This is a genomic window from Catellatospora vulcania, from assembly GCF_009720385.1.
GTDB lineage: Bacteria > Actinomycetota > Actinomycetes > Mycobacteriales > Micromonosporaceae > Catellatospora > Catellatospora vulcania.
This window is the reverse complement of sequence record NZ_ML769304.1, coordinates 187,124-206,123: the sequence shown is the minus strand read 5'-3', so window position 1 is coordinate 206,123 and position 19,000 is coordinate 187,124. Positions and strand designations below refer to the sequence as shown.

The 19,000-nt window shown below is 73.1% G+C and carries 19 protein-coding genes; 9 read left to right on the top strand and 10 right to left on the bottom strand.

Annotated features, from left to right (window positions below):
• Positions 1-26: 26 nt before the first annotated feature.
• Positions 27-857 (top strand): peptidoglycan-binding protein, encoded by an 831-nt coding sequence (locus F6W97_RS11185; RefSeq protein ID WP_155370180.1) that lies wholly within the window; start codon positions 27-29, stop codon positions 855-857.
• On the opposite strand, the gene F6W97_RS11180 is transcribed toward F6W97_RS11185, so the two are convergent.
• The 5 genes from F6W97_RS11180 to F6W97_RS11160 all read right to left on the bottom strand — a co-directional run bounded on the left by F6W97_RS11180 (position 829) and on the right by F6W97_RS11160 (position 5,332).
• Positions 829-1,404, bottom strand: coding sequence for a DUF4142 domain-containing protein (locus F6W97_RS11180; protein WP_155370179.1), 576 nt, complete (start codon positions 1,402-1,404; stop codon positions 829-831). The two genes, F6W97_RS11185 and F6W97_RS11180, sit on opposite strands and share 29 nt — an antisense overlap.
• Before the next feature lie 182 nt (positions 1,405-1,586).
• Complete coding sequence (locus F6W97_RS11175) at positions 1,587-2,333, bottom strand: SAM-dependent methyltransferase (RefSeq protein ID WP_155370178.1); 747 nt, start codon at positions 2,331-2,333, stop codon at positions 1,587-1,589.
• Positions 2,334-2,499: 166 nt separating this feature from the next.
• The gene (locus F6W97_RS11170) at positions 2,500-3,375 is read right to left on the bottom strand and encodes an alpha/beta hydrolase (RefSeq protein WP_155370177.1); all 876 of its coding nucleotides are present in this window, start codon (positions 3,373-3,375) and stop codon (positions 2,500-2,502) included.
• A gap of 74 nt (positions 3,376-3,449) precedes the next feature.
• Positions 3,450-4,103, bottom strand: coding sequence for a response regulator (locus F6W97_RS11165; protein ID WP_155370176.1), 654 nt, complete (start codon positions 4,101-4,103; stop codon positions 3,450-3,452).
• Positions 4,100-5,332, bottom strand: a complete 1,233-nt coding sequence (locus F6W97_RS11160; RefSeq protein ID WP_230686582.1) for a sensor histidine kinase — start codon at positions 5,330-5,332, stop codon at positions 4,100-4,102. The genes F6W97_RS11165 and F6W97_RS11160 overlap by 4 nt, the downstream gene beginning before the upstream one ends.
• 179 nt (positions 5,333-5,511) lie before the next feature.
• Between F6W97_RS11160 and F6W97_RS11155 the strand changes: the two genes are divergently transcribed.
• Positions 5,512-7,830: an esterase-like activity of phytase family protein gene (locus F6W97_RS11155; protein WP_155370175.1), complete on the top strand. Its 2,319-nt coding sequence runs from the start codon at positions 5,512-5,514 to the stop codon at positions 7,828-7,830.
• Between the two features lie 49 nt (positions 7,831-7,879).
• Here the strand turns inward: F6W97_RS11155 and F6W97_RS11150 are convergent, their stop codons facing one another.
• Positions 7,880-8,557, bottom strand: a complete 678-nt coding sequence (locus F6W97_RS11150) for a DUF2306 domain-containing protein (protein WP_155370174.1) — start codon at positions 8,555-8,557, stop codon at positions 7,880-7,882.
• 156 nt (positions 8,558-8,713) lie between these two features.
• Here F6W97_RS11150 and F6W97_RS11145 point away from each other — a divergent pair, with 156 nt between their 5' ends.
• Together F6W97_RS11145 and F6W97_RS11140 are read left to right on the top strand one after the other, a co-directional pair.
• A complete protein-coding gene (locus F6W97_RS11145) occupies positions 8,714-9,859 on the top strand; it encodes a sensor histidine kinase (RefSeq protein ID WP_155370173.1) in 1,146 nt (381 codons plus the stop codon).
• A complete protein-coding gene (locus F6W97_RS11140; protein ID WP_155370172.1) occupies positions 9,856-10,506 on the top strand; it encodes a response regulator in 651 nt (216 codons plus the stop codon). The genes F6W97_RS11145 and F6W97_RS11140 overlap by 4 nt, the downstream gene beginning before the upstream one ends.
• A gap of 10 nt (positions 10,507-10,516) precedes the next feature.
• On the opposite strand, the gene F6W97_RS11135 is transcribed toward F6W97_RS11140, so the two are convergent.
• Positions 10,517-11,257 (bottom strand): SDR family NAD(P)-dependent oxidoreductase, encoded by a 741-nt coding sequence (locus tag F6W97_RS11135; protein WP_196279085.1) that lies wholly within the window; start codon positions 11,255-11,257, stop codon positions 10,517-10,519.
• Between the two features lie 49 nt (positions 11,258-11,306).
• Here F6W97_RS11135 and F6W97_RS11130 point away from each other — a divergent pair, with 49 nt between their 5' ends.
• Positions 11,307-12,227, top strand: a complete 921-nt coding sequence (locus tag F6W97_RS11130) for an AraC family transcriptional regulator (protein ID WP_155370170.1) — start codon at positions 11,307-11,309, stop codon at positions 12,225-12,227.
• Between the two features lie 96 nt (positions 12,228-12,323).
• Positions 12,324-12,995: a hypothetical protein gene (locus F6W97_RS11125; protein WP_155370169.1), complete on the top strand. Its 672-nt coding sequence runs from the start codon at positions 12,324-12,326 to the stop codon at positions 12,993-12,995.
• Here the strand turns inward: F6W97_RS11125 and F6W97_RS11120 are convergent.
• Positions 12,904-13,746, bottom strand: a complete 843-nt coding sequence (locus F6W97_RS11120; protein WP_196279084.1) for a hypothetical protein — start codon at positions 13,744-13,746, stop codon at positions 12,904-12,906. The two genes, F6W97_RS11125 and F6W97_RS11120, sit on opposite strands and share 92 nt — an antisense overlap.
• A gap of 94 nt (positions 13,747-13,840) precedes the next feature.
• Positions 13,841-14,272 (bottom strand): SRPBCC family protein, encoded by a 432-nt coding sequence (locus F6W97_RS11115; RefSeq protein WP_155370168.1) that lies wholly within the window; start codon positions 14,270-14,272, stop codon positions 13,841-13,843.
• A gap of 23 nt (positions 14,273-14,295) precedes the next feature.
• On the opposite strand from F6W97_RS11115, the gene F6W97_RS11110 reads away from it, so the two are divergent.
• On the top strand, positions 14,296-14,901 hold the full coding sequence (locus tag F6W97_RS11110; RefSeq protein ID WP_196279083.1) for a TetR/AcrR family transcriptional regulator: 606 nt from the start codon (positions 14,296-14,298) through the stop codon (positions 14,899-14,901).
• A 23-nt stretch (positions 14,902-14,924) separates the two neighbouring features.
• On the opposite strand, the gene F6W97_RS11105 is transcribed toward F6W97_RS11110, so the two are convergent.
• Positions 14,925-15,350 carry an ASCH domain-containing protein gene (locus F6W97_RS11105; protein ID WP_155370166.1) on the bottom strand — a complete coding sequence of 142 codons (426 nt, stop codon included), beginning with the start codon at positions 15,348-15,350 and terminating at the stop codon, positions 14,925-14,927.
• A 173-nt stretch (positions 15,351-15,523) separates the two neighbouring features.
• On the opposite strand from F6W97_RS11105, the gene F6W97_RS11100 reads away from it, so the two are divergent.
• A complete protein-coding gene (locus tag F6W97_RS11100) occupies positions 15,524-18,001 on the top strand; it encodes a glycoside hydrolase family 127 protein (protein ID WP_155370165.1) in 2,478 nt (825 codons plus the stop codon).
• A gap of 111 nt (positions 18,002-18,112) precedes the next feature.
• On the top strand, positions 18,113-18,958 hold the full coding sequence (locus F6W97_RS11095; RefSeq protein ID WP_155370164.1) for a hypothetical protein: 846 nt from the start codon (positions 18,113-18,115) through the stop codon (positions 18,956-18,958).
• Positions 18,959-19,000: the final 42 nt, after the last annotated feature.

Sequence of the window (19,000 nt, the reverse complement as noted above, 5' to 3'; positions counted from 1 at the left end):
GCCCGCCGCACAGTGGGGAGGGCCCGATGGTCACCAGGAGACGCCTGACCGGCGCCGCGATAGTGGGCGCGCTGGTCGCACCGATGGCGGCATGGGCGCGGGCGTCGGCCGCGCTGCCCACGGTCGACATGGAGGCCGTCGTGAAGGCAGCCCAGATCGACCCGCGCCGCGCCGACTCGGCGATCACGCCCGGCAGCCGCGACAGCGTGCTGCTGGTCGAGAGCGCGCTGCAGGCCAAGGGGCTGCTCGCGGCGTCGTACGTCGACGGGCACTTCGGCACCAAGACCATCGACGCGTACGCGGCCTGGCAGCGCTCGCTGGGCTACACCGGCCTCGACGCCACCGGCCTGCCCGGCCCGACCTCGCTCACCAAGCTCGGCGAGCAGCGCTTCACCGTGGTGCGCCTGCTGTCGCCCGGCGCCGAACTGACCTTCCACGGCGTGCCGATGAACGCGCGCACCAAGGCGATGCTGCTCGAGGCCGAACGCCTGCTCGGCCGCCAGTTCTCCGTCACCCAGGGCTCCTACAGCCCCGGCGAGGACCCGACGTCCGCGGGCACCCACGACGGCGGCGGCGCGCTCGACCTCGCGGTCGACGGCCTGACCTCAGCCCAGCGCACCTCGGCCGTACGGCGGCTGCGGCAGGTGGGCTTCGCGGCCTGGCTGCGCACCCCGTCCCAGGGGAACTGGCCGTATCACATCCACGCGATCGCGCTGGCCGACACCGACCTGTCGATCCCGGCCCGCAACCAGGCGGGCGACTACTACCTGGGATTCAACGGCCTGGCCAACCACGGGGCCGACGACGGACCCGTGGTCGATCCGAAGGTCACCTGGGAGCAGTACCAGCGGGCTTAGCGGGCGGAAGCTGGATGTTGAGCTGCTTCACCGCGGCGAGGAGTTCCTCGTGGTGCTCGGTGATGACCGGCAGCGCGTCCTTGGCGAGCTGCACGACCGCGGGATCCTGACCCTTGGCGATCTCGGCCTGGGTCGCCGCCATCGCCGCCTCGTGCGCCTGGAGCTGAGTCGGCACGAACGCCTGGTCGAACTCGGCGCGGGTCAGGTGCTGCATCTGCTGGATCAGGGCCTGCTGCTCGGTGTCCGGTGTGGCCGGCAGGGCGACCCCCTGCTGTTGCGCCACGGACATCAGCGCGTCGTCGAGCTTCTGGTGATCGTCCTTGAACTGCGCGCCGAGCCGCACGACCACCGGCGAGGCGCCCTGGTGGGTCGCCGCCAGGTTGCTGATCGTGATCTCGGCGAGGTTGGCCTGATGCGCGGCGGCAAGGTAGGCGTCGTCCGGCGGCGCGACCGTGGCGACGGGCGCCGCCGCGACCGGCCCTGCCGCGGTGAGCAGCGCGGCGGCCAGTGCCGCGGCCGACACGCAGATGTTCCGCACGAAGCTCATGGCCGTACCCCCGTAGGCCGGGCACCGCGAATACGCGGTGCTGTGCCCTGTCAGTTCCCACGGATGCCGCAGGCCCAAACCCGGGCACCGGCAAGTGCGACAGTGGGGCCGATTTCGGACGAGTCACCGGGAGCAAGGCCGCGTGGCGGCTCCGTCTCGTGACCGGAGCCGCCACGCCGCCGTCAGCGCCGCTTCAGCACGAAGACACCCCAGCCGAGGTACGGCCGCAGGTAGCGGACGTAGTCCAGCGGGGCCTGGTCCAGCTCGGCCCGGAACTCGCCGGCCAGCTCGTCCTCCGGATTGGCGTCGAGCCACTGCCGCACCGTGAACCACTGGGCGGCGACGTACCGGTCCCAGCTGTCCTCATCGGCGAGCACCATCTCCACCAGGTCCCACCCCAGGTCACGGAAGTGCGCGACCAGCGCGGGCAGGTCCCGGTAGTCGTCCTTGGCGGAGGCGTGGCAGGCCTCGACGGTCGCCTGGTCCGGCGGGTCCATCCGCCAGAACGGCTCGCCGACCAGCAGCAGCCCACCGGGACGCAGGCTGCGTTCGAGCAGCTCGACCGTCCCGGCGACACCGCCGCCGATCCAGGTCGCGCCGACGCACGCCGCGACGTCGTACCCGGCGGGCTCGACGTGACCGCCCGCGTCGCCGTGCACGAACGTCAGCCGGTCGGCGACGCCCAGCTCCACGGCCCGCGCGCGGGCCTTGCCGAGGAAATGGGTGCTGATGTCGACGCCGGTGCCGCCGACGCCGTGGTCACGCGCCCACAGGCAGAGCATCTCGCCGCTGCCGCAGGCCAGGTCGAGCACGGTCGTGCCGGGCCGCAATCCGATCGCCCGCCCGAGGACGGCGAACTTCTCCGCGGTGAACGGGTCGTGGATGAGGTGGTGCTGCTCGCGAATGACGAAACTACGTGGAAGATCCACTTCGGAAGGTCTCCAAATCGGTGTCACGGGTGGTCAGGAGTTCGGGAACAGCGACCGTGACCCGCATTGAATGCACCTCCAGAAGTCGTGAGCGACAGCCGAGCCCGGGCCGGGTTCGGGCTGCGGCCGCCGAGACTACGCGACGGCGCGCGTCCGCGCTGACCCTTCAGCGCGGACGCGCGCCGAGGACGACCTCGGCCAACGCGGACAGCGTGGCGCTGCCGGTGTCCAGATAGCCGTCGTGGCCCGCGACGCCGTCGGTCGGCAGCAGCCGTGCGCCGAACGCCGCGGTGCCGGGCCGGGTTCCGTGACCCAGGCCCAGCACCCGTACGCCGGGGACGCGGCGGATCCAGTCCGTGGGTGCTTCCGCCGCCCATACCCTGGCCTCGGTGCCGAGGTCGCCGACGTGGTCGTGGCCCATGCCGGGGCTGCCGACGGCGACCAGGTCGCCGACCTGCGCGGGCAGAGCGCTCGCGGCCAGGCCCAGCACCGTCGAGCCGTAGCTGTGCCCGACCAGCGTGATCGCCGCGGCCGGGCGTTCGCGCACCAACCTCCCCACGAACCGGGTGAGCGCCGCCGCACCGGCCACGGCCCGGGACTCCGTGGCCACGTCGACCCCCCAGCCGTCCGGCGGGTCGTAGCCCAGCCAGGCCACCACCGCCACCCGTGTCTGCGGTGACTGGCGTCGTAGCTCCGCGTACAGCTGCCGGGCCTGCACCGCGGGCGCCCGGCGCGCGACGCCGCCGAGCCCGCGGTCGAAGTCGGCCAGGGTCGTGCCGACCCCGGGCACCAGTAGCGCGACCCGGTCCGCGGTGGACAGGTCACCGAGGACCTCGGCCGCGAAGCCGTCGCCGGTCGGATCGAACAGCAGGAACCGGCGGCCCGCCGCGGCCCACCCGGCGAACGGCTCGCCGGCGTCGGACATCGCGGCCGTGGCCTGCGCGAAGTCGGCGGCATCGGGCAGCGGCACGGCGGTGGGCGCGGCGAACAGGCCGAGCGCCAGCGCGCTGACCGTGCCGACGGAAAGGAATCGGGATCGCATGAGCGCCACCGTGTGCGGCGGGCCGCCGCGCCGGCGTCGCGCTGCGGAGCCATTCCCAGGCCCCTACCGCGGTACTACTCCCCGGCGGCGACCAGACCCGACTCGTACGCCAGCACCACCGCCTGCGCCCGGTCGCGCAGCCCGAGCTTGCCCAGCACCCGGCTCACGTGCGTCTTGACCGTCTGCTCGGCGAGCACCAGCAGCTCCGCGATCTCCTGGTTGGACATGCCCCGCGCGATCAGCCGCAGCACCTCGGTCTCCCGCGCGGTCAGCCCGTTGAGCGACACCGGCCGGGGCCGGTCGGCCCGGGGCCGCGACGCGAACTCCGCGATCAGCCGCCGCGTCACCGACGGGGCGAGCAGCGCCTCACCGCCGGCCACCACCCGCACGGCGTGGATCAGGTCGGCGGCCGGGGCGTCCTTGAGCAGGAACCCGCTGGCCCCGGCACGCAGCGCCTCGTACACGTAGTCGTCGAGGTCGAACGTGGTCAGGATGATCACTTTGGGGCGCTCGCCGCCCGCCAGCCGCCGGGTGGCCTCCAGCCCGTCCATCACCGGCATGCGCACGTCCATCAGCACCACGTCCGGGTCGAGGCGACGGGCCGCGGCCACGCCCTCGGCCCCGTCCGCCGCGTCGCCGAGCACCACCAGATCCGGCTGGGCGGCCAGCAGCGCCCCGAATCCCTGCCGCACCATGGCCTGGTCGTCGACGATCAGGACCTTGATCAATGAACTCCTCCGTCCGGCAGCAGCGCCGTCACCGCGAACCCGCCGTCGCCGGTCGCCTCCGTGCTCAGCTCGCCGTCCAGGATGGCGACCCGCTCCCGCATCCCCACCAGGCCGTGTCCCGCCCCGGGCGGGCGGGCCGGACGCCCGGTCGGCCGCCCGTTGCGCACCCGCACCCGCAGGCCCGGCTCGTCGGCGGCCAGCGACACGTCGACCCGTGCCCCGGGCGCGTAGCGGGCCGCGTTGGCCAGCGCCTCCTGCACGATCCGGTATGCCGTCAGCGCCGCGGCCTCGCCGACCGGCCGCATCGGCAGTTCCATCGCCAGGTGCACGTCCACTCCCGCGGCCCGCGCGTCGTCGACCAGCGTGCCGAGTTCGGCCAGGCCGGGCTGGGGCGCGGTGAGGGCCGGGTCGTCGGCCTGGCGCAGCACCGACAGCAGGCGGCGCATGTCGTCCAGCGCCGTACGCGCCGACGCGGCGATCTCGGTGAACTCCTCCCTGGCGGGCCCGGTCAGCTCGGCGACGCGATAGGGGGCCGTCTCCGCGCGCACCGCGATCATCGACATCGAGTGCGCGACCACGTCGTGCATCTCCCGGGCGATGCGCGTGCGTTCCTGCAGCACCGCACGCCGGGCCTGTTCCAGCTCGCTGCGCTCGGCCTGCTCGGCCAGGGCACGCTGGCTGCGCCGCCGACGTCGCACCTGGTCGCCGACCAGCATGATCGCGGCCAGCAGCACGGTCACACCCCAGGCGTTGCCGGCGTTGGGCACGTACACCCACACCGGCAGCAGGCTGAACAGCCAGCACCAGACGCTCACCCCGGCGTCCGCGCGCAGCGCGACGAACCACAGCACGGCCAGCAGCGCCAGAATCTGCACCGGGTTCCACGGCCACGACTCCGTCGGGACGTATCCGGTCGTGCCGAACAACAGCGCGGCGAAGCCGATCCGCCAGGCCGCCAGCGGGCGGCGTGCCATCAGCGCGGCGGGCGCGGTCCCGGCCACGGCCAGCAGGATCGACCAGCCGCCGCCGAGGTTGCGGTTGTCGCTGAGGTATTCGTAGGCGGCGCTCGTCAGCCCGATCAGCGCCAGCAGCAGCACCGGTGACATGAGCAGGCGAATCCGCGGCCACCGCCGGCTCGTAGGCGCCCCGGGTGGGTAGTCCGCGCCGACGAACAACCGGCGCAGGTCGCCCATCACCTGTCCACCCGGCCGCCGCGTCGCGCTCTCCACCGGCGGAAGCCTACGGCGTGCCCGGGGTCGCGGTCGTCATACCCGGGAGCCATCCGCAGGTCGTACCGGGGTAGCGGGTGGCCGGTCGGCGGTTGTTCACCCCCCGTTGTCCTGATCAACTCCAGGCGGTCAGCCGTGCTCGGTACCAAGACCAGGTCCACCCTTGGTTTGGAGCACCGATGTCTTTCACCACCCGGGCGATCGCGGGAGCCGGCGCCGCCGGTCTCGCCGCGACGCTCCTGCTCAGCGGCCCCACGCAGGCCGCCGATTCGCCACAGACGTTCACCCGCACAGCGACCTTCCCGGTCTACCTGAACACCTCGGCCGCCGACGCCGCGTCGGCCGAGATCTCCGCCGTCAGCGCCGACGGCAAGACCGTGATCTACACCGACGCCTCCGGCGACCGCATCGGCTTCGTGGACATCACCGACCCGAACGCCCCCGCCCCGGCCGGCGTGCTCGGCCTGCCCGGCTCGCCGACCTCGGTCGCGGTGCTCGGCCGGCACGCCCTGGTCGCGGTCAGCACCGGCGCGGACTTCACCCACCCCGACGGCGAGCTGCTCGTCGTCGACGTGGCCACCCGCACGGTCGAGCGCAGCATCGACCTGGGCGGGCAGCCCGACTCGGTGGCGGTGTCACCCGACGGCAGGTTCGTCGCGGTCGCCATCGAGAACGAGCGCGACGAGGACGTCGACGACGGCGCGATCCCGCAGGCGCCCGCCGGCCGGCTGGCGGTCGTGGACGTCAAGGCGGCCGTGGCGGACTGGGCGCTGCGCACCGTCGCGCTGACCGGCCTGGCCGAGGTCGCACCGACCGACCCGGAGCCGGAGTACGTCTCGATCAACAGCGCCGGCAAGGCCGTGGTCTCCTTGCAGGAGAACAACCACCTCGTCATCGTGGACCTGGCCGCCGGCACGGTCGACAAGCACTTCAGCGCGGGCCAGGTGGCCGTCTCGGCGGTCGACACCGAAGACGACGACAAGATCTCGCTGAGCGGCAGCATCAGTGCCCGCCGCGAGCCCGACGGCGTCGTGTGGCTGGGCACCGACCGGTTCGCCACCGCCAACGAGGGCGACTACGAGGGCGGCTCGCGCGGCTGGACCGTCTTCGACACCAGCGGCAAGGTCGTCTTCGACGCCGGCAACAGCCTGGAGCACCTCGCCGTCACCCACGGCAGCTACCCGGACAAGCGCAGCGATGCCAAGGGCGTGGAACCGGAGAACGTCGCCACGGGCGTGTTCGGCGGCAGGCCGTACCTGTTCGTCAACGCCGAGCGCGGCAACTTCACCGCCGTGTACGAGGTCAGCGACCCGGCCCACCCGAAGTTCACCCAGCTCATCCCGACCGCGAACGAGCCCGAGGGCGTCATCGCGGTGCCGTCGCGTGGCCTTGTCGTGATCTCCAGCGAGCTGGACGACCCGGACAACGGGCTGCGCGGGGCGGTGACCATCGCGCAGTTCGGGCAGGCTCCGGCGTACCCGTCGCTGGTCTCGGGCAAGTCCGGCGGCCTGCCCATCGCCTGGGGCGCGCTGTCCGGCCTCACCCCGGCCGCCGGCGAGCCGGGCAGGCTCTGGGGCGTCAGCGACAGCGTGTACGCGCCGACCCGGCTGTTCGCGATCGACACCACGGCGACCCCGGCCGTGATCACCAAGGACCTGACCGTCACCAAGGACGGCAACGGCGTCGCCCTGGACGCCGAGGGCCTGGCCACCCGGCCCGGCGGCGGCTTCTGGCTGGCCGTCGAGGGCGCGAAGGGCCCGGCGAACAAGCTCGTGCGCATCGACGCCGCAGGCGCGGTGCAGCAGGAGGTCTCGCTGCCCGCCGACGTCACCGCCAAGCTCGGCAGCAACGGCCTGGAGGGCGTCGCGGTCACCGGCGCAGGCGTCACCGAGACCGTATGGGTCGCCGTGCAGCGCGAGCTGACCGGCGAGAAGGGCACCGCCCGCATCGGCCGCTACCGCGTCACCGAGGGCGACTGGGCCTGGCTGGGCTACCCGCTCGACGCCGCCCAGACCGGCGCCTGGGTCGGCCTTTCCGAGCTGGTGGCGCTCGACGCGGACACGTTCGCGGTGATCGAGCGAGACAACCAGCGCGGCGAGCTCGCCAAGCTCAAGAAGGTGTACACCTTCGACGTGCCCGCCACGCTCGGCGCGGGAGTCACCCCGGTCACCAAGAAGCTCGCCGTCGACGTGCTGCCCGCGCTGCGGTCCGGCCACGGCTGGACCCAGGACAAGCTGGAAGGCCTCACCGTCGGCGGGGACGGTCACGTGTACGCCGTCACCGACAACGACGGCATCGACGACGCCACCGGCGAGACCGTCTTCCTGCGCCTGGGCAAGGCGAACGCGGTGTTCCCGGGCGTGTTCCCGCCCGCCGACGGCGGCGGCCTGCCCGTCACCGGCGCCAAGGTCAGCACGATCGTCGCGACCGGCTTCCTGGTCCTGGCCCTGGGCGCGGGCCTGTTCCGGCTGGCCCGCCGCCGTCGCCCGGCGAGCTGAGTGAGCCGAGGGGGTCGCGACGGCACTCCGCGGCCCCCTCACCCGGCGATCAGGACGCGCGGCGGCGCAACATGAACTCGGCCACCAGCAGGTTCGGCACCCAGCACAGGAACGGCACGTACGCGTACGCGACCGGGAACGCCTCCTCCGGCGCGACACCGAACCAGCCGATCGCCGCCACCATCAGCACGACCAGCCACAGCCGCAGCATCACCCCCGCGTACGTCATCGCGAAGGCACGCACCGCCCAGCGCCGGTGCGCGGCGAAGTCCCGCCGCCGGGCCGCCCGCAGCGCAGCGGCCGCGAACCACGACCACAGCACCGCCAGCGCCCCGAACCCGGCGGTGCCGACCGGCCCGGCCTGGTTCATCGGCGCGAGCACCAGCCCGGCCGCCCCGCCGAACAGCATCGCCGTGACGGCGACCCGGCCGACGGCCCGGTGCACCTGCGGCAGCCGCGCCCGCACCCGGGCCGCGAACTGCAGCGGCGACACGGCCAGCGCGATCCCGCCGCCGACGATGTGCGTGTAGAACACCACGTGCACCCAGGCCGGCCGGCCCGCGTAGCCGGCGGCGAGCCCGGCGTCGTCCTCGGCGAGCCGCTGCAGCGACGCGGTCAGGTACGGCGCCACCGCGAACGCCGCGACGGCGGCACCGCTCAGCGCGAACCACCAGAAACCCAGCACGCGAGCGGTACGGCGGCCGGTGGACAGGCCGGTCGTCACCATGGAAACCCCTTGTCGGTCGGTGGATCCGTCCGGCCGAGCGTAGGCAGGCGCAGGTGCGTCCCACCCCACTCGCCACAGGGATCCCGCCTCCCTCGCGCGAGGGGTTTCCGTACTGCGGCTGCCGTTGGGCGACCCGGATCCGGCAGGATTGCCGCCATGGCCACCACCCCCGCAGCCGTCCGGCGTTTCGCGTTCGCCGACCTCGGACCTGCCGCCGGGCTGTCGCTGGTCTCCGTCCTGGCCGGACTGTTCATGCCGGTGAGCCCGCCCTACCGGCCCGCCGACGCGGTCGGCCTCGCCCTGGGCGCGCTCGCGCCGCTGGCGCTGCTGTGGCGTCGCCGAGCGCCGCTGCGGGTGCTCGCCGTCGCGGGCGCGGCCGTGCCGCTGACCGCGGCGCTCGGCTACGCGGTCACCACGGTGCAGTGGGTGGCCTGGATCGCCCTGTTCACCTGCTTCTCGCATACCGAAGACCTGCGTCGGCGGGTCCTCGCGGTGACGCTGACCGGCCTGTCCGTCGGCGGGTTCGCACTCGCCGACGGAGGCGCGGTCGGCACGCTCGACTACTTCGGGATCGCGATGTGCTTCGGCATCGCGACGGTCGCCGGCGACGCCGCGCGCAGCCGCCGGATCGCCGCCGCGGCCGAGCGCGTGCGCGTCGTCGCGGCGGCGAGGGAGCAGGCCGCCGCGGCCGACCGGGTGCTCGCCCAGGAGCGGCACCGCCTCGCCGGGGAGCTGCACGACGCGCTCGGGCATGCGGTCAACGTGATGGTGATGCAGGCCGGGGTGGGCAGGCGGGTGTTCACCGACAACCCGGAGTTCGCCGCGCAGGCCCTCGTCCACATCGAGACCGTCGGCCGCGACGCGCTCGGCGAGCTGGACCGGCTGCTGCGGGTGCTGCACCCGGACCGCGCCGGCGAGCCCGCCGCCGAGCCTGCCCTGACCGATCTCGCCGAGCTCGCGGGCCGGGTCCGGGCCGCCGGGCGCGAGCTGGTCCTGAACCCCGCGCCGGTGTCGCTGTCGCCCAGCGGGGAGCGGGCGCTGTTCCGCATCGCGCAGGAGGCCGTCACCAACGCGCTGCGGCATACGGCCGCCGGGCGCATCACCGTCGACATCGGGCAGACCGCGGACACGGTGGTGCTGGAGGTCGTCAACGAGTCGCCGCCGCTGCCCGCGCCGACCCCCGGCCGGGGGCTGGTCAACATGCGCGAACGGGCCCGGCTTGAGGGCGGCCTGTTCGAGGCCGGCCCGGTCGACGGCGGCTTCCGGGTACGGGCCGCGCTGCCCGTGGCGGTGCGGTCGTGATCAGGGTGCTGCTGGCCGACGACGACGCGCTGGTGCGCGGCGGGCTGCGGGCGCTGCTGGCCGCCGAGCCGGGAATCGTCGTCGTCGGCGAGGCGGCCAACGGCCGGGACGCGGTGGCCGCGGCCCGCGCGCAGAGGCCGGACGTGGTGGTGCTGGACATCCGCATGCCGGTGCAGGACGGCACCTCGGCCGGTCGTGAGATCGTGTCCTGGCCGCCGCCGCGCCCCCGGGTGCTGGTGCTCACCACCTTCGACCACGACGAGGTCGTCGACGACGCCGTCGCTGCCGGGGTGGACGGGTTCCTGCTCAAGCGGGCGACGCCGGAGCAGCTGGTGGCCGGGATACGCACGGTGGCGGCCGGGGACGCGCTGATCGCCCCGGCGGTGACCCGGCGGCTGCTGGAGGCGGCGGCCCGGCGGGGTCCGGCCGACCCGGCGGCCGTGGCGGCGGCCCGCCTCACCGAGCGGGAGGCGGAGGTGCTGCGGGCGCTCGCCGCGGGCAAGTCGAACGCCGAGATCGCGCGGGCCATGTTCATCTCGCTGGAGACGGTCAAGAGCCACGTCAAGAGTCTGCTCGGCAAGCTCGGCGCGCGTGACCGCACGCAGGCCGTGGTCTGGGCGTACCGGACCGGCTTCACCGGCCGCTGAGCCCGCGCGGTCAGGAGTCGCGCAGCATCGCGTCGGCGAATCCCGGCGCGACCCGGCGGATCACGCGGAAGGGCCGCGCCCGCCCGACGGCGATCACCGGCACGCGCCGCGCGATGCCCTGCAGGATCTGCCGTGCGGCCTGCTCGGCAGGCATCGCGCCGTCGTTGCGCCCGTCCGTCATCGGGGTGGCGACCAGCGGCATCAGCGCTTCCTGCACGGTCACTCCGGCGTCGGCGTCGTCCCACTGGTAGCGCAGCGCCCTGAGGAACACACCGAGTCCCGCCTTTCCGGCGCAGTACACGGGCGCGCTCTTCTTCGGCGAGTAGGCCAGGGCCGAGGTGAGCGCGGTGAACACGCCGCCGGATCGCCGCAGGTGCGGCCAGGCCGCACCGGCCAGCACGACCGGCCCGACGAGGTTGGTCGACACCTCGGCGAGCACCGCCGCGCTGTCGGTGGCGGACCAGCCGGCCGTGAAGGACTGCCGGTGCTGCACGGCGGCGTTGGCGACGACGACGTCGAGCCCGCCGAGCGCGGCCGCGGCGTCGGCCACCAGCGCGGCGGTGCGGCCGGGGTCGGCCAGGTCGGTGACCCAGCCGGTGACACCGGGGTGCCGGGTCGCCTCGGCCAGCCGGTCGGGGTCGCGGCCGCAGGTCGCGACGAGTGCGCCCTGCTCGGCGAGCAGACGCACCAGGTGGGTGCCGATGCCGCTGGTGCCGCCGGTGACGAGGACGCGGGTGCGATGGAAGGTCATGCCCGAAGCCTGGCCGAAGCGGCGGCCCCGACGCTTGTACGATTCCGCCATGCAGGTCCGGGTTCCCGCGCACGAGCGCACGGTGCACCCGGACCTGGCCCGGGCGGCGCGGCTCGGCGCGCACCGGTTCGGCCCGAGCCCTGCCGCGGACGCGGTGGCCCGGCGGCAGGCGGCGGCCGAGCCCGTGCCGGAAGCGCTGCACCACGCGCTGCTGGCGGAACTCGCGGGTCACGGCTGGCAGGCGCTGCGCGGTGCGGCAGAGCACCTGCTGGACCGGCCCCGCGAGACGGACATCGCGGAGGTCATCGAGCGGGGCTCGGTGCCCGAACTGACCTCCCGGCTGCCCGAGCTGCAGCTGCGCTTCCACGTCGGCCACACCACCGACCTGCGGCTGGAGCCGGGCCGGCTCGTCGCGTCCCACCGGCCCCTGCTGGGCGGTTTCCCGAACCCCGCGGAGAGTCTGTTCACCGCGGCAATCCACGCGGTGCTGCTCGGGGCTTGTGCGGGTCGGCGACCGGCGGTGACGGTGCGGTTCGCCGACGGCAGCGCGCTGGTCGATGATCAACCCGGGGAGCGGAGCCTGACCGCGCGCGGCAGGGTCGAAGGCTGGACTCTGGACCTGGCGACGCCGCAGGAGACGGCCGCGTCGCCGGTGTTCGCCGTACGCGACATGATCGCGGCGGATCCGGCACGGCGCTGGCGGCTGGCCGGGGCGGCCGTGCGGTCGGGCGTTTCCACCCGCAGCCTGCAACGGACGCTGGCGCAGCAGGGGACGGGCTTCCGCGTGCTGGTGACCGGCACCCGGCTGGACATCGCTCGCGGCCTGGTCCGGCGCACCGACCTGGGTCTCGCGGAGATCGCGGCGGCCTGTGGGTTCACCGATCACGCGCACCTGACCCGGTGCTTCACCACTCGGCACGGACTCGCCCCGTCCGCCATGCGCGGACGAGCCCGTGAACACGGAGAGTGACTGAAATGTCTCTCCAGGTCGACAGGTCGTCGGTGCGGGATCACAACGGGCCCCGATCCCTTGGCGACAGGCCCCTGAGCTGGCAATCTTGCCGTCGTGCAGGCAGAGCAGCTGGCCGATTTCACCTGGGCCTTCGACGTCGTACACCCGGACGCCGACCGGCGGCGGGCCGCCATCGAGCGCGAGAAGGGCTACCAGGACGACTGGGCCCGCCTGCACTCGTGGTCGCGCATCGTGCGCCCCCGCTCCGGTGACGCCGCCGACCGGCCCGACCCGCGCCTGGTCGCCGAGCACGACCAGACCGAGGCCGCCAAGCGTGATGTGCACGCCCGCATGTTCGCCGCCCCGATCTGGCACTACGTGGCCGCCGAGACGGCGCGGGAGCGCGCGCCGCTGGCCCGGTTCGCCGTGCTCTACCTGCGCTGGGAGACCGACTACCCCGCCGAGTGGGCCAAGCACGCTCGGAGCTGGCAGGCCAAACGGCACATTTTGCGCGCCCTCGCCGCCGACGGGCCGACCCTCGACACCCATGCCGAGCTGCTGGGCCTGGTCGCGGCCGCGGTCGGGCGCGAGCACCGCTGCGAGGACCTCGGCTACGTCAAGATCGCCCGAACGCTGCACGAGCCATCCGTGCGCATGATCATCGAGTCGGCCGAGCAGAGCCTCGACGGTCTGATCAGGCTGCGCGCCGGCTACCTGCGCTGGGCCTTGGACAACCCGGCTGCCCCGGTGACGGCCGGGTCCTGGCGGCGCTGGTTGCGCGGCTGAACCGCAGCCAGGCGAGCTGCCCGGCCACCGTCACGAGCAAGGCGAGGCTGAACGCGGCCGCGATGCCCCATCTGTCGACCAGCATGGCGACCACGAAACAGAAGGCCGCGAAGCCGACCAGCCCGGCCAGCACGCCGCGCAGGGTGCGCACCGTCTCCGCCGTACCGTGCCGGGCCAGCACGAACGCCGCCACCACGCTGGTCGCGATCGGGAACGGGGCCAGCACCCCGGTCAGCTCCGGACCCAGCGCGCTCGACAGCGTGGTCACCAGCACCACCAGGCTCGCGGTGGCCACGGCCCGGCCGGGCAGATCCCACCACGGCCACGACGTCGCCGGGCGTACCCCCGTTGCGGCCGCCACCGGCGGCAGCGCGCGGGCCGCGGCTGAGATCCCGGTGAGCGCCAGCAGCAGGCCGCACCAGGCGGGCACGGTCACCTGTGCCACGACCAGGTCCGCCACCAGGCATGCCGCCCAGGCGACCGCCAGCGCGCCGGCCCAGCGCATGGTTCGCGAGCACCAGGCGAAGACGACCGCGAACAGCGCGAGTGTCACCAGTCCGAGCAGCGATGACGACGCCGCGGCAGCCCCGAAGACGGTGCCCTGCTCCAGGCAGGTGATCAGCAGGATCGGGCCCGCCACGATCGGCAGCGTGACCAGCACTCCGGTCACCTGGGCTCCCCACCGCCGCCCGGCCAGCGACGAACCGACGACCAGCGCGGGAGCCAGCAGAAGCTTGAGCAGCAGCGTCACGGGCACAATCTAGACGTCGCCCGGGATCGCGCCATCTCCTGTGGCAGTCATCAGTGAAGGCGGGCGGCACGACCGAAACTCATCGCCGCCGGAGTCAGGGCGTGGCGCGCAGGCGATGTGCCGCGTCGCGGAAGCCGCGGTTCTCGGTGCGGACTGCGCGGCGCAGCAGGGGGCCGAGCAGCGCCCAGAACAGTCCCGCGCCCCGGCCGCGCACCTCGATGCCCAGCGTGTTGCGGCAGCCGCCACCGACCGGCTCCACCAGGTGCGAGCCGACGACGGTCAGGCCCAGCCGGCTGGTCTGCCAGGTGAACCCGCGACCCTCGTCGAGCGCCGTCACGGTCCACACGGCTTCGGCCTGGCCCGGCTGCTTGATGCGGGCCCGGCTGCCCACCCGGAGCGGCCCTTCGTCGAGGCGGACCACCCGGGTCATCGTCGGCGTGGCGGCGGGCCACTGCTCGACGTCGGCGGTCAGCGCCCAGACCGCGTCCGCCGGCGCGTCGATCACGATCTCGTCTTCCCATCGCATGACGCCAATGTACCATGTGGTACATGATCGTCAGTGCGAGCTCACGGGAGCTGCTGGAACGCGTGGTCGCGTACGCCGCAGCCGAGGGCATCACGGGCCGGAGCCTGCGCGAGATCGCCGCCGGGGTGGGCACGAGCCACCGCATGCTGCTCTATCACTTCGGCTCGCGCGAGGGCCTGCTCGCCGCCGTCGTCGGCCTCATCGAGCAGCAGCAACGCGACCTGCTGAGGGAACTGGTCGAACAGGTCGCGGCCGGCGGGACCCCGGCCGAGGGCACCAGGGCCGGCGAACTCATGCTCCTGCTCTGGGCGCGGCTGTCCGATCCGGAGCTGCGGCCGTACGTACGGCTGTTCTTCGAGGTCGTCGGAGTCGCCGTGCACGACGCCCCCGGCACCGGCGGCTTCCTGGCGAACCTGACCGGCCCGTGGCTCGACGAGAGCGAGGCGGTGGTGCGTCGCCTCGGCCTGCCCGTCGACCGCGACGCGCTGCGGCTGGGCGTGGCCACCTGCCGTGGCCTGCTGCTGGAGCTGCTCGCGGGCGCCGACCCGCAGGCGACGGACGCCTCCTACCGGCTGTTCGTCCGGATGTGGGAGGGCTGGCTCACCGATCGCCGCACCCGCGAAAGGTGACCGGAAGCCGATCACCATCTGCTTTATCGGGTGGAACGGAGGTCTTCCACCACGCGGAACCGTTCGAGCACCACCAGGGTCTCGTCGTTCACGGTGAAATCCGGGTCGCCGAATTCCGCGCGCTGTTCCGCGCTGTGCCAGCCCAGCTCGTGCTCGGCACGCCACTGCGCCACCGTCGTCAGGCCCTCGCCCTCGTCCACCACGTGTCCGAGATCGACCTGCGCCAGCGGCACCACGCGCACGCTGGTGGTCTCGATGATGACGACGGGGCGTTCCGCGGAGTCGATCACGACGGAGCGGGTGCCGACCCGGCGCGGCGCACCGCCTTCGTGCTCATAGCCCTTGAGCAGTGATGTCGTGGACGACTTGGCACCGTCGAGCACGGCGGCGATGAGCTTTTCACGCAGCGGGCCGGGGAAGGCGAACTCGAACAAGGGCAGCGCGGTCATGGCGACACCGTAGACCGTCGCTGAGCGCCTACGGCTGTCGACCAGCTCAGTTTCGAAACATTTCGAGAGGGAGGGTAATCACCCGGACATCTTGCCGAAATGGTTTTCGTAGGACATCGTCGATGCGCCGGACACGTCGCTCTCACCGCCCCGTCTGAGAGAAAGGCGAATCGATGTCCGCACTGTCCCGCCGTACCGTGCTGCGTGCAGGGGCCGTCGGCGCCGCGGCCGCGGCTGTCGCCGGCAGCCTGCCCGCGTCGCCCGCCCATGCCGCCCGCACCGACATCGGTGTATCCGTCTACCCGTTCCCGCTCGGCGCGGTGACGCTGCTGTCCGGCCCGTTCCTGGCCAACACCGGCCGCACCCAGAGTTACCTGAGCTTCCTCGACGCCGACCGGCTGCTGCACACCTTCCGGCTCAACTACGGCCTCAGCTCCTCGGCGACCGCGTGCGGCGGCTGGGAGTCGCCCACCACCGAGCTGCGCGGGCACTCCATGGGCCACGTGCTCACCGGCCTGGCCCAGGCGTACGCGAGCACCGGCACAGCGAGCTTCAAGACCAAGGGCGACTACCTCGTCGCGCAGCTGGCGATCTGTCAGGCCCGCGCGACGACCGCCGGCTACAACACCGGCTACCTGTCGGCCTACCCGGAGAGCTTCATCGACCGCGTCGAGGCCCGCCAGCAGGTCTGGGCCCCGTACTACACGCTCCACAAGATCATGGCGGGGCTGCTGGACATGCACCTGCTCGCCGGGAACGCGCAGGCGCTGACCGTGCTCACCGCGATGGCGTCGTGGGTGAAGTTCCGTAACGACCGGCTCACCCTGACCCAGCGACAGAACATGCTCGACACCGAGTTCGGCGGCATGAACGAGGTGCTGGCCAACCTGTACCAGCTGACCGAGAACAGCGCCCACCTCACCGCAGCCCAGCACTTCGACCACGCCGAGGTCTTCGACCCGCTGGCCGCCAACACCGACGCGCTGAACAACTACCACGCCAACACCCAGATCCCGAAGGCCCTCGGGGCGATCCGGGAGTACCACGCCACCGGCACCACCCGCTACCTCGACATCGCCCGCAACTTCTGGGACATCGTGGTCAGCCGCCACACGTACGCCATCGGCGCCAACTCCAACGGCGAGTACTTCAAGGCCCCCAACCGGATCGCCAGCGAGCTTTCCGACAACACCGCCGAATGCTGCAACACCTACAACATGCTCAAACTGAGCCGGCAGCTGTTCTTCACCAACCCGGCCCGCGCCGACTACATGGACTTCTACGAGAAGGCGCTCTACAACCACCTGCTCGGCGCGCAGGACCCGAACTCCTCGCACGGCTTCCACAGCTACTACATCCCGCTGCGGGCCGGCGGCATCAAGACCTACAGCAACGATTACAGCAACTTCACCTGCTGCCATGGCACCGGCATGGAGACCAACACCAAGCTCGGCGACACCATCTACTTCCACTCCGGCGACAACCTGTACGTCAACCTGTTCGTCGCCTCGCAGCTGAACTGGGCCGCCAAGGGCGTCACGATCCGGCAGGACACCACGTTCCCGGAGGCGGCGTCCAGCAAGCTGACGGTCACCGCGGGCTCGGGCACGTTCGCGATGCGCATCCGGGTGCCGGCCTGGGCCACCGGCGCGACGATCCGCGTCAACGGCACCCTGCAGAGCGGGATCACCCCTGGGTCGTACGCCGTGGTCAACCGCACCTGGGCCACCGGCGACGTGGTCGACGTGGCGCTGCCGATGGCACTGGTGCGCGAGGCCACCCCGGACAGCGCGACCACGCAGGCGGTCAAGTACGGCCCGATCGTGCTGGCCGGGGCGTACGGCAGCACCAACCTGTCCGCCCTGCCCACCCTGACCGCGTCGTCGATCACCGCGACGGCGACGCCGCTGCAGTTCACCGCGACCGCGTCCACCGGCACGGTGACCCTGCTGCCGTTCTACAAGGTGCACGGCCAGCGCTACACCGTCTACTGGAACGTCACCACGACCAACCCGCTGCCCGCGTTCGTGGCGCACTACCTGTTCAACGAGTCCTCCGGCACGTCCGCTGCCGACGCCACCGGCAACGGAAAGACGGCGACGACGGCCGGGGGAGCGACCTGGGTCGCCGGGCGCACCGGCAACGCGGTCAACCTCAGCGGCACCTCGCAGTACGTGTCGCTGCCGTCGGGCATCCTCGCCGGGGCGAGCGCGTTCAGCATCGCCACCTGGGTACGCCTGGACGCGGTGACGAACTGGGCGCGGCTGTTCGACTTCGGCACCGGCACCACGGCGAACATGTTCCTGGTCCCGAGCAGCAGCTCCGGCACGGCCCGGTTCGCCATCACCACGTCCGGGTCCGGTGGGGAACAGCGCATCAACGCGCCGTCCGGGCTGCCGATCGGCGTGTGGACACACGTCGCGGTCACGGTCGGCGGCGGCGGCGGCATCCTGTATGTCAACGGGGCCGAGGTGGCCCGCAACGCGGCGATGACGCTGACCCCGGCGTCGCTGGGCAGCACCACCCAGAACTGGATCGGCCGCTCGCAGTACAGCGACCCGTACCTCGACGGCGCCGTGGACTCGTTCCGCGTGTACAGCCGGGTGCTGACCGCGTCCGAGGTCAGCGGCTTCCACTCGTCGGGCCTGTAGGCGCGCAGGCGGTGGCCGCGGCACCCGGTGCGGTGTCGCGGCCGCTGTCGTCAAACGGCTGTACCTGCGGGTCTGAAGATCTGTCGGCGGTCGGGCGTAGCGTGGTGTCCTATGCGGACCACCTCTCTCCGCGACGACCATCCCCGTGGCGGCGACGCCGGCCGCGTGCCGGAGTTCCCGGCGCCGCCGGGCGACTCCGGGGGCCGGACGGGCGCGCGGACTTCGCCCGTCGGCCCCGTCCACCTGTGCGGGACCTGGCTCGCGATCCACACCACCGACCAGGCGGCGGTGCTGGCCGCCCTCGACCTGTCCGGCCCGGTGCCGGTCACCATGCGCCAGGGCGAGGCCGCCTGGAACCGCGACCACCACTCGTGGGGCCTCGCCCGCGACGACCACCGCTCGCACGGCCGCGTGTACGTCGCCCCGGCGATCGACGGCTGGACCCTCGTGTTCGGCACCCTGCCCGAAACCGCGCACATCGACCCCGCTGACCGCAGCACGTGGGCACGGCGTGTGCAGACCCTGTGCGCGCGGCTCAGCACCCGGTTCGGCGCGACCCACCTCTACGGGATGAGCTGCGGCGACGCGTGGACGATGTGGTGCCTGGCCGAGGCGGGGGCCGTGCGGCGCTACTACGAGGCCGGCTCGGGGGAGCGGCTCGGCGGACCCCACCGCGCCGAGGACGGCTACCGCCTGCCCGACGAGGACGACGAGCTGCCGGCCGATGCGTACGACGGGATCGACCCGGCCGACGTCGACGCGGTCATGGCCCGCCGGGCGGAGCTGTTCGAACGGCACGCGCTGCCGGAGGTGTGCTACGCCACCGACATCGCCGCGTCGACCTCCGTCGACCCGAGCGTGTTCGGCCCGGACACGCCGGTGTCGGGGCAGGCACTGCTCGCGCTGACCGCCTGCGGGCGCGAGCACGGGGTCGTGCCGGACCCACCCGGCCGATGATCCGGCCCGGGTGTTCTCCGCGTGGCCGGCTGGGCGACCCGG

Bases quoted from the DNA above. Each gene is read 5' to 3' on its own strand.
- F6W97_RS11185 (WP_155370180.1), top strand. From the start codon at position 27: ATGGTCACCAGGAGACGCCTGACCGGCGCCGCGATAGTGGGCGCGCTG.
- F6W97_RS11180 (WP_155370179.1), bottom strand. From the start codon at position 1,404: ATGAGCTTCGTGCGGAACATCTGCGTGTCGGCCGCGGCACTGGCCGCC.
- F6W97_RS11170 (WP_155370177.1), bottom strand. From the start codon at position 3,375: ATGCGATCCCGATTCCTTTCCGTCGGCACGGTCAGCGCGCTGGCGCTC.
- F6W97_RS11155 (WP_155370175.1), top strand. From the start codon at position 5,512: ATGTCTTTCACCACCCGGGCGATCGCGGGAGCCGGCGCCGCCGGTCTC.
- F6W97_RS11150 (WP_155370174.1), bottom strand. From the start codon at position 8,557: ATGGTGACGACCGGCCTGTCCACCGGCCGCCGTACCGCTCGCGTGCTG.
- F6W97_RS11145 (WP_155370173.1), top strand. From the start codon at position 8,714: ATGGCCACCACCCCCGCAGCCGTCCGGCGTTTCGCGTTCGCCGACCTC.
- F6W97_RS11135 (WP_196279085.1), bottom strand. From the start codon at position 11,257: ATGACCTTCCATCGCACCCGCGTCCTCGTCACCGGCGGCACCAGCGGC.
- F6W97_RS11130 (WP_155370170.1), top strand. From the start codon at position 11,307: ATGCAGGTCCGGGTTCCCGCGCACGAGCGCACGGTGCACCCGGACCTG.
- F6W97_RS11115 (WP_155370168.1), bottom strand. From the start codon at position 14,272: ATGCGATGGGAAGACGAGATCGTGATCGACGCGCCGGCGGACGCGGTC.
- F6W97_RS11110 (WP_196279083.1), top strand. From the start codon at position 14,296: ATGATCGTCAGTGCGAGCTCACGGGAGCTGCTGGAACGCGTGGTCGCG.
- F6W97_RS11105 (WP_155370166.1), bottom strand. From the start codon at position 15,350: ATGACCGCGCTGCCCTTGTTCGAGTTCGCCTTCCCCGGCCCGCTGCGT.
- F6W97_RS11100 (WP_155370165.1), top strand. From the start codon at position 15,524: ATGTCCGCACTGTCCCGCCGTACCGTGCTGCGTGCAGGGGCCGTCGGC.
- F6W97_RS11095 (WP_155370164.1), top strand. From the start codon at position 18,113: ATGCGGACCACCTCTCTCCGCGACGACCATCCCCGTGGCGGCGACGCC.